Raw genomic sequence first — 8415 nt, forward strand, 5'->3', positions numbered from 1 at the left:
CGGCCTCGACGGCCGCTCGCCCACGGAGCACCGCTCCGAGCGCGTTCACGATCACCGCATCCGGCGCGATGTGACGCACGAGGAGGTCCGCATCGTTCTCGGTGAAGCCGCGTTGGACATCCTCCACCACACGGCGCAGGGCAGCGGAGACGTCGGCACCTGCTGCCGGCTGGTCGTCGTCCGCGGACACTGAAGAGGGAGAACTCGTCGTCGTCATGGGAGGAAGTCCACTTCTTCAAGTGCACTCGATGTCAAGCATGTGCAGGAGCGAGATGTCCGCCCTGGATCGGCCGAGACCCGCGGGAGCTCCGTCGCCACACCCTCTGGCTGATCGTCGCCGCCGGCGACTCGCGCCTCGGAATCCTGCGCGCGGCGGATCCACGCGGCCCATCCGGCTGCACGTGTGATCGTGCTGACCACCTTCGACGCGGACGAGCTGGTGCACGCCGACGGCCTCAGCAACCTGGAGATCGCCGGCACGTGCATCTGTCCGAAGCCACCGTCACGACGCATGTCGGACGCGTGCTCACGAAGCTCGCTCTGCGCGACCGCGTCCAGGTCGCGGTGCGGGCGCACCGCCACGGCATCGCTCGACCGCCCGCCTAGGGCCGGTTCCGCCAGACGGGGAGATCCGATAGCTCGTCCGTCCGGACGTGGACGGACGGTGCTGACGCAGGGTGCGCACGCCCCCGCTGGAGCCGCTTCCTGCCGCTCACGTGCGAGCATCCGTCGGCGCAAAGACCAGCGCGCCCCGCCAGGCCGAAGCCTGACGGGGCGCGCTGGTGAGGCCTGACATCAGGCACGCGGGGGCGTGCCGGCTGCCAGTTCGGCTCGTGTCCGAGCCGATCGGCTCAGGCTGCGACCAGCGACCGCAGCACGTACTGCAGGATGCCGCCGTTGCGGAAGTACTCCGCCTCGCCGGGGGTGTCGATGCGCAGCGGAGCGTCGAACTCCACCTTCGAGCCGTCCGCCGTCTCGGCGACGACCTGGACCGTCTTGGGGATGGACCCGTCGTTCAGGGCGGTGACCCCGGTGAACGAGAAGGTCTCCGTGCCGTCGAGTCCGAGGGACTCGGCGTTCTGGCCCTCCGGGAACTGCAGCGGCAGCACGCCCATGCCGATCAGGTTCGAGCGGTGGATGCGCTCGAAGCTCTCCGCGATGACGACCTGGACGCCGAGGAGCTTGGTGCCCTTGGCCGCCCAGTCGCGCGAGGAGCCGGTCCCGTACTCCTTGCCCGCCAGGACCACCAGCGGGATGTCCTGCTCCGCGTAGCCCTGCGCCGCGTCGTAGATGAACTCCTGCTCACCGGTCAGGAAGTTCTTCGTGTAGCCGCCCTCGACGCCGTCGAGCAGCTGGTTGCGGATGCGGATGTTCGCGAAGGTGCCGCGGATCATCACCTCGTGATTGCCGCGACGCGAGCCGTAGGAGTTGAAGTCCTTGCGAGCGACGCCGTGCTCCTGCAGGTAACGACCTGCCGGGGAGTCGAGCTTGATCGCACCGGCGGGCGAGATGTGGTCGGTGGTGGTCGAGTCGCCGACCTTGACCAGCACCCGGGCGCCGGAGACGTCGGAGACGGGCTCCGGCGTCGCGGCCATGCCCTCGAAGTACGGGGGCTTGCGCACGTAGGTGGACTCGGAGTCCCACTCGAAGGTCGCGCCCTCGGGGGTGTCCAGGTTCCGCCAGCGCTCGTCTCCGGTGAAGACGTCCTTGTAGTCCTCGGTGAACATCTCCTGGGAGATGGACTCCGAGATGACCTTCTCCACCTCGGTGGGGTTGGGCCAGATGTCGCGCAGGAAGACGTCCCCGCCGTCCTTGTCCTGACCGAGCGGATCGTTCTCGAAGTCGAAGTCCATCGTGCCCGCGAGCGCGTAGGCGATGACCAGCGGCGGGGAGGCCAGGTAGTTCATCTTCACGTCGGGGTTGATGCGGCCCTCGAAGTTGCGGTTGCCCGAGAGCACTGCGGTGACGGCGAGGTCCTTCTCGGCGATGGCCTCGGAGATCTCCGGATCCAGCGGGCCGGAGTTGCCGATGCAGGTGGTGCAGCCGTAGCCGACCAGGTGGAAGCCGAGCGACTCCAGGGCAGGCCACAGACCGGCCTTGGTGTAGTAGTTCGTGACGACCTGCGAACCGGGGGCCATGGAGGTCTTCACCCACGGCTTGGCGACGAGGCCCTTGTCCACCGCGTTCTGGGCGAGCAGGCCCGCGGCCATCATCACCGAGGGGTTCGAGGTGTTGGTGCAGGAGGTGATCGAGGCGATCGACACGATGCCGTGGTCGATCGAGAAGTCCTCGCCCTTGACCTGGACCGGGTTCGAGGCCCGGCCGGTGACGTGCTGGTGCACGGGCTCGGCGCCGCCGGACTCGTTGTCGGAGTCGGGGGTGGAGGGGTCCGACGCCGGGAACGAGCCGTCTCCATTGCCGGGGACCTGCTCGCCGGTGGCGTAGGAGGGCAGCACCTCGCGGAAGGATTCCTTGGCCTCGGTGAGCACGATGCGGTCCTGGGGACGCTTCGGGCCGGCGATCGAGGGCACCACGGTGGAGAGGTCCAGCTCGAGGTACTCCGAGTAGGCGGCCTCCTTCGAGGGGTCGTGCCACAGGCCCTGGCGCTTGGCGTAGGCCTCGACCAGCGCCAGCTGCTCCTCGGAGCGGCCGGTGAGGCGCATGTAGTCGACGGTGACCTCGTCGATCGGGAAGATCGCGCAGGTGGAGCCGAACTCGGGGCTCATGTTGCCGATGGTGGCGCGGTTCGCGAGCGGGACCTGGGTGACGCCCTCGCCGTAGAACTCGACGAACTTGCCGACGGCCCCGTGCTGGCGGAGCATCTCGGTGATGGTGAGCACGACGTCGGTCGCGGTGGCGGCCGTGGGGATGGAGCCGCTCAGCTTGAAGCCGACGACGCGCGGAATGAGCATCGAGACAGGCTGGCCGAGCATGGCTGCTTCGGCCTCGATGCCGCCGACGCCCCAGCCGAGCACGCCCAGGCCGTTGACCATGGTGGTGTGCGAGTCGGTGCCGACGCAGGAGTCCGGGTAGGCGCGCAGGACGGGCGCGGCGCCGTCGACCGAGACCTCACGGGTCATGACGGTGCGGGCCAGGTACTCGATGTTGACCTGGTGGACGATGCCGGTGCCCGGGGGGACGACCTTGAAGTCGTCGAACGCGGTCTGGCCCCAGCGCAGGAACTGGTAGCGCTCACGGTTGCGCTCGTACTCGAGCTCCATGTTCTTCTCGAGCGCGTCCAGGCGACCGGCCACGTCGATCATGACGGAGTGGTCGATGACCATCTCGGCGGGGGCGAGCGGGTTGATCTTCTCGGGATCTCCGCCGAGCTCCTGCATCGCCTCGCGCATGGTGGCGAGGTCGACGACACAGGGCACACCGGTGAAGTCCTGCATGATCACGCGGGCCGGGGTGAACTGGATCTCGACCGAGGGATCGGCCGTGGGCTCCCAGCCCGCCAGCGCACGCACGTGGTCGGCGGTGATGTTCGCACCGTCCTCGGTGCGCAGCAGGTTCTCCAGCAGGATCTTGAGGCTGTAGGGAAGCTTGTCGGCGCCGTCCACGGCGTCGAGGGCGAAGATCTCGTAGTCGGTCCCACCGACGGTGAGATCCTGTTTCGCGGAGAATGAGTCGACAGTGCTCATCGGGCGAACTCCTTTGGTGAGAGGTTGACCCCTCCATCGTAGGCGCGTCGGCCACCGAGGGCGGACGAATGCGCACCTCGCGTCGGATCGACGTCCGTGCAGGTCGAGGCGGGGGTCGGCCGGGCGAAGCCGGCAGGTATCTTGAAGTCAAGATAAATAGTACCACGTTCGAGGCGCAGATCATGACACCTCGTCAGCTTGCAGGGACGTGTCGCCCGTCGGCGCAAAGGCCCGCGCCCGTCGCGAGCTGCCACGCCCGCCGCACGGGCTCGCGCCCGTCGCGACGCCCGGCACCGGCAGCGAGGCCCGGGCTCAGCTCGTCGCGCGCTCCAGCACCGCCACGGACTCGATGTGATGGGTGTGCGGGAAGAGATCGAAGGCGCGCAGATCGGAGATCCGCCATCCCTGCTTCTCGATCGCGGCGAGGTCCCTGGCGAGGGTGGAGGGCTCGCAGGAGACGTACACGATCCTCTGGCGCACCGCCTGGGCCAGCAGGCCCATCAGCTCGGTGCCCGCACCGCTGCGCGGCGGGTCCAGGACGACCGTGTCCACGCCGCCGCGTCGCGCACGGACCCAGTCGGTGACGTCGGCGGTCGCGGTGGAGACCTGGGGCAGGTCCGCGAGGTTCTCGGCAGCGAGCTGGGAGGCCCGTCGGTTCCCCTCCACCGAGACGACCGCCCCGTCCTGGCCGACCTGCTCGGCGGCGACCGCCGAGAAGAGGCCGACCCCTCCGTAGAGGTCCCAGGCGCTGCCGCCCCGAGGGGCGCGCAGCGTGCCCGTGACGACCTCGGTGAGCAGTTCGGCGGCGCGACGGTGGGACTGCCAGAAGCCGGTGGCGCTGACGGTGAACAGCCGCTCCCCCACCCGCTCATGGACGGTGCCCTCGCCTCGCAGCGGAACGATCCCGCGCGCGGTGCGCACGGCGACGTCGGCGTCCCCCCATGCCTCCGGGATCTGCACGCTCTCAGGGTCCAGGTCACGGCCGATCAGCACCACGGAGGCGGGGCCCGCCGAGGGCGCCACGGCGTCGATCGCCTCGGTCCCCTCGGGTGCCGTCAACTCCCCCAGGCGCAGTGCGCGGACGGCCCGGGCGGACAGCGGATCCTCCCCCACCGGACGGACCTCGTGGGAGCGCCAGCCGCGCATCCCGACGCGTCCCTCGGCGTCGACGGCGTAGCGCACGCGCGTGCGCCACCCCAGCCCCTCGGCGTCATGCGGTGCGGGCTCGACCTGCACCTGCTCGATCGGGAAGGACGTCACCCCAGCGCGGCGCAGCAGCTCCTGCATCACCTCGCTGGCGATCCGCCGCTGGGCCGGCAGGGCGATGTGAGCCCATTCCGCGCCGCCCACGCCGTCGACCCCGGCCTCCTCCCAGACCGAGGGGACCCGGTCCACTCCGGCCTCGAGGACGTCCAGCGCCTCGGCCCGCCAGAAGCGCGCCTCCGCCTTCTCCTGCGGGTCCTCGAGCAGCCGTGCGGTGACGGTCTCACCCGAGGTGGTGCCGCGCACGAACACGACGCGGCCCTCATGACGGGCCACGAAGGTGCCGCCGGCCGCGGGCGGGCCGACGGTCAGGGTGAGGAGGCGGTCGCCGAGGGCGGGAGCGCTCGACACTCGTTCGGCATCCGGACTCATCGGACACTCACTTCCCGTCCGGGTCGGGGCGACACGGACCGTGGCTGCTCAATCGGAAGGGGACCCGGCCGCGCGAGAGCTCACGAGGCCGTCGGGGACATTGTCTCATCCAGTGGACGCACCTCGCGCACGGCGCCCGACGGGGGCTCAGTCGCGCTCGCGACGGGCGAGCAGACCTCGATGCATCAGCCACACCAGGTAGGCGATGATCGCGAAGGCCGGCAGCCCCATGGCGATCTTGGCGGCGCCCAGCGCGGCCACCTGACCGGTCAGCAGCAGCGGGAGCTGCACGGCGAGCTTGGCGGCGTAGAGCCCCACGAACAGGAGCGTGGCCCGGGTGTAGACCCGTCGGGCATCGGGATCCTCCGCCCAGTCCTTCACCCGCGGATCCAGCAGACCCACCATCAGTCCCACGAGCGGGCGACGGAGCAGGAGCGAGACCAGCAGCACCAGCAGGGCGACCGCATTGGTGGCGATGCCGGGCCAGTAGAAGTCCGTCCCCTCCCCCGAGCGGATCGCGAGCACCGCACCGAGCGCGGCGGCGATCAGCCCGCCGAGGACCGTGCCGACGCTCTGACGCTGCACGAGCCGTGCGATCAGGAGCGCGAGGACCACGACGGTCGCGCTCACCGCGGCGATCATCACCGAACGCGTGGAGACGAAGAGCACCACGAACAGCAGGGTGGGCAGCACCGATTCGATGATGCCGCGGGGCCCGCCGATGGCCTCGGCGACCGAGAACTCCTCCTCCTGGAGGATGGCGCCGAGCCCTCCGGAACGCTCGCCCTCGGGGCCCGGGCCCTGGCTCGGTGCCGGGGTCGCTGCCGAAGTCTCCGGGCTCTCGGCCCCTGCCTCGCGGGCCTGATCGGGCGTCGCTGGGGCCTGCTCGGTCGCCGCCCCGTCCGCGTGCGCGGTCGACGCCCGGTGCCGGGGCGGGACAGGGCGATCAGCTGAGGGGCTCATCCGATCTCGGTGATCTCGGGGCCCCGCGCGAGCGGATCCAGCGGGCCGGAGCGGATCTGGCTCAGCCCGGCGCGCTCGCCGGGGAGGTGCAGCGGGATCAGCTCCTGCGGTGCCATCGCCTCGCTGCCCCGCACCACCACCAGGCGGGAGATGAGGGTCTCGAAGCTGCGGGACTGCTCGGGATCGCCCAGGGCCTTGCCCGTGAGGATCGCGCGGAGGAACCACCGTCGTCCGTCGATGCCGATGAACCTCGCCGGGCGGTACCCGGTGCGCCCATCGGTGCGCTTGATCGGCAGCCGAGTGATCAGCTCCGTGCCGAAGACTCCGGGTCGGGTCTCGGCCGTGCCGCCCTGCTTGACCACGGAGTCGCGCAGCGAGCCGCGCACGTCCTCCCACAGGCCGCGCGACTTCGGCGCCGCGAAAGCCTGGATCTGCAGCGAGGAGCCTCCGAGGACCAGGTTCGCGCCGGTCACGGCACTGCTGCGCTGGTCGACCTCCATCCTCAGCTCCATGCCGTCGACCGTGGGGATCTGCAGACCACCCAGATCGATGCGGTCCTCCTCGGGCGCGTCGTGCTCGTCGTAGGGGCCGTCCTCGAGGTGCTCGCCGCGCACGGGGACCTCTGCCGTGCCCTCCTCGGCGGCGGACTGCTCCGCGGCCACGGCGCCCTCTGCATCGGCGTCTGCGCCGGCGTCTGCATCGGGCTCCGCGTTCGCGTCGTCCGCTGCATCACCCGCGTCCCGCTCGGGCTCGAGCTCGTCGAGCGCGTCGAGGCCGTCGATCTCCTCGACCTCGCGTGACTTCCTGCGGGAGAACAGTCCCATGGTCATCCCTCCGTGTTCTGGTCGGCGCCCGTCGGGGCGGGAGCGGCACCGAATCCGCCGCTCGAGCCGAAGCCGGCACCGGCGCGTGCTGTCTCGTCGAGATCCTCGACCTCGACCAGCTGCGGGGCGAGGAAGGGCACCACCACGAGCTGGGCGATGCGGTCCCCGACCTGCAGGGCGAAAGGCTCCAGAGGGTCCGTGTTGTGCAGGGCGACCTTGATCGGCCCTCGATAGCCCGCGTCCACGATACCGGGACCGTTGAGCACGGTGATGCCGTGGCGTGCGGCGAGGCCGGAGCGCGGGCAGACCATCCCCACCGTGCCGGGGGGGAGCGCGAGGGCGAGCCCGGTGTCCACCAGGGCCCGACCTCCCGCGGGGATCACGAGCTCCTCCGCGCTGGCGAGGTCCAGGCCGGCGTCATCGGGGTGCGCACGCCGCGGCATGGGAACGGCCGGCGCGCGGCGGATCCGCAGGGAGGGCATGTGCTCGGTGGGGGCGCCGGAGGGCGATGCCTCGGCGGCCGGGGTCGGGTTCTCGGCACCCGTCCGGGTGTCAGCTGGTTCGACAGGCATGGCCCCAGGGTAAGTGCTCCGCGCGTCGGCGCTTCCAGCACCCTCGGAGCATCCCGGGTGCGCACGGGAGCCGTCCCGTGCCGGATCATGCCCCCAGGCGGTGCGTGAGACGATGGCGGCATGCCCGCAGCCTCCGAACATGCCCTCGACCCCGCCTCCTCGGCCGCCCCGCTCCCGGTTCCCGCGGACGCCCCCGGGGAGGGCGCCGCGCTCTTCCACGAGCGTGTCCTGGCCGGACCGGGGTTCTGGATCGCGGCAGTCGGGGTGGGCGCCGCCCTGGGACTGATCCTGATCCCGCTGCACCTCACCGTCGCGATCGTCGTCGGCGTGGTCTCGATCCTCGCCCTGCTGGTTCTGGTGGTGATGTACTCCCCCGTGGTCGAGGTGGCCGACGGCTGGTTCCGGCTGGGGCGCGCACGGATCGAGGTGCAGCACCTCGGAGAGCCGACCGCCCTCTCCGGCGAGGTCTGGGCCCGCACCATCGGTCAGGACTTCGAGCCGCTCGCCCACCACTGCGTGCGGGGCTGGACCACGACCGGCATGCGGGTCGAGGTGCTGGACGACGACGATCCCGCCACCGCGTGGGTCGCCTCCACCCGTCGTCCCGACGACCTCGTCCTGGCGCTGCGCACGGCCCAGCGCCTGCAGGCACGTTCGCAGGACTGAGGGCGCCTCCCGCTCCGCAGCACGAGCGGCTCGCGGAGAGCGGCCCGTGCACGGAGCCACGTACCGCCCAGCTCGTACACCCTCGGACAGCGCAGCGGCGCCGCCCCCGAT

General features: G+C 71.0%; 8 protein-coding genes. 2 read left to right on the top strand and 6 right to left on the bottom strand.

Annotation, left to right across the window (positions count from 1 at the left end; all coding sequences use genetic code 11):
- Positions 1-190, bottom strand: a 190-nt coding sequence (locus VF289_RS03690) for a hypothetical protein (protein WP_330881199.1), incomplete at its 3' end; no start/stop codon positions are given.
- A gap of 332 nt (positions 191-522) precedes the next feature.
- Here VF289_RS03690 and VF289_RS03695 point away from each other — a divergent pair.
- Positions 523-606, top strand: coding sequence for a hypothetical protein (locus VF289_RS03695; protein ID WP_330881213.1), 84 nt, complete (start codon positions 523-525; stop codon positions 604-606).
- Positions 607-851: 245 nt separating this feature from the next.
- Here VF289_RS03695 and acnA read toward each other — a convergent pair whose 3' ends face one another.
- The 5 genes from acnA to dut all read right to left on the bottom strand — a co-directional run bounded on the left by acnA (position 852) and on the right by dut (position 7638).
- Complete coding sequence (gene acnA / locus VF289_RS03700) at positions 852-3644, bottom strand: aconitate hydratase AcnA (protein WP_330881201.1); 2793 nt, start codon at positions 3642-3644, stop codon at positions 852-854.
- A 312-nt stretch (positions 3645-3956) separates the two neighbouring features.
- Positions 3957-5258: a class I SAM-dependent RNA methyltransferase gene (locus VF289_RS03705; RefSeq protein WP_330881203.1), complete on the bottom strand. Its 1302-nt coding sequence runs from the start codon at positions 5256-5258 to the stop codon at positions 3957-3959.
- A gap of 168 nt (positions 5259-5426) precedes the next feature.
- Complete coding sequence (locus tag VF289_RS03710) at positions 5427-6242, bottom strand: DUF3159 domain-containing protein (RefSeq protein ID WP_330881205.1); 816 nt, start codon at positions 6240-6242, stop codon at positions 5427-5429.
- Positions 6239-7072 carry a DUF3710 domain-containing protein gene (locus VF289_RS03715; protein WP_330881207.1) on the bottom strand — a complete coding sequence of 278 codons (834 nt, stop codon included), beginning with the start codon at positions 7070-7072 and terminating at the stop codon, positions 6239-6241. The genes VF289_RS03710 and VF289_RS03715 overlap by 4 nt, the downstream gene beginning before the upstream one ends.
- Positions 7069-7638, bottom strand: coding sequence for a dUTP diphosphatase (gene dut, locus VF289_RS03720; protein ID WP_330881209.1), 570 nt, complete (start codon positions 7636-7638; stop codon positions 7069-7071). Before dut ends, VF289_RS03715 begins: the two co-directional genes overlap by 4 nt.
- Before the next feature lie 120 nt (positions 7639-7758).
- Between dut and VF289_RS03725 the strand changes: the two genes are divergently transcribed.
- Entirely contained in the window at positions 7759-8304 is a 546-nt protein-coding gene (locus VF289_RS03725) for a DUF3093 domain-containing protein (protein ID WP_330881211.1), read from the top strand.
- Positions 8305-8415 lie beyond the last annotated feature (111 nt).

It is taken from the genome of Brachybacterium sp. (genome assembly GCF_036379615.1).
Lineage (GTDB): Bacteria > Actinomycetota > Actinomycetes > Actinomycetales > Dermabacteraceae > Brachybacterium.

Coding starts and splice junctions, on each gene's coding strand:
- acnA (WP_330881201.1), bottom strand. CDS start 3,644: ATGAGCACTGTCGACTCATTCTCCGCGAAACAGGATCTCACCGTCGGT.
- VF289_RS03710 (WP_330881205.1), bottom strand. CDS start 6,242: ATGAGCCCCTCAGCTGATCGCCCTGTCCCGCCCCGGCACCGGGCGTCG.
- VF289_RS03715 (WP_330881207.1), bottom strand. CDS start 7,072: ATGACCATGGGACTGTTCTCCCGCAGGAAGTCACGCGAGGTCGAGGAG.
- dut (WP_330881209.1), bottom strand. CDS start 7,638: ATGCCTGTCGAACCAGCTGACACCCGGACGGGTGCCGAGAACCCGACC.
- VF289_RS03725 (WP_330881211.1), top strand. CDS start 7,759: ATGCCCGCAGCCTCCGAACATGCCCTCGACCCCGCCTCCTCGGCCGCC.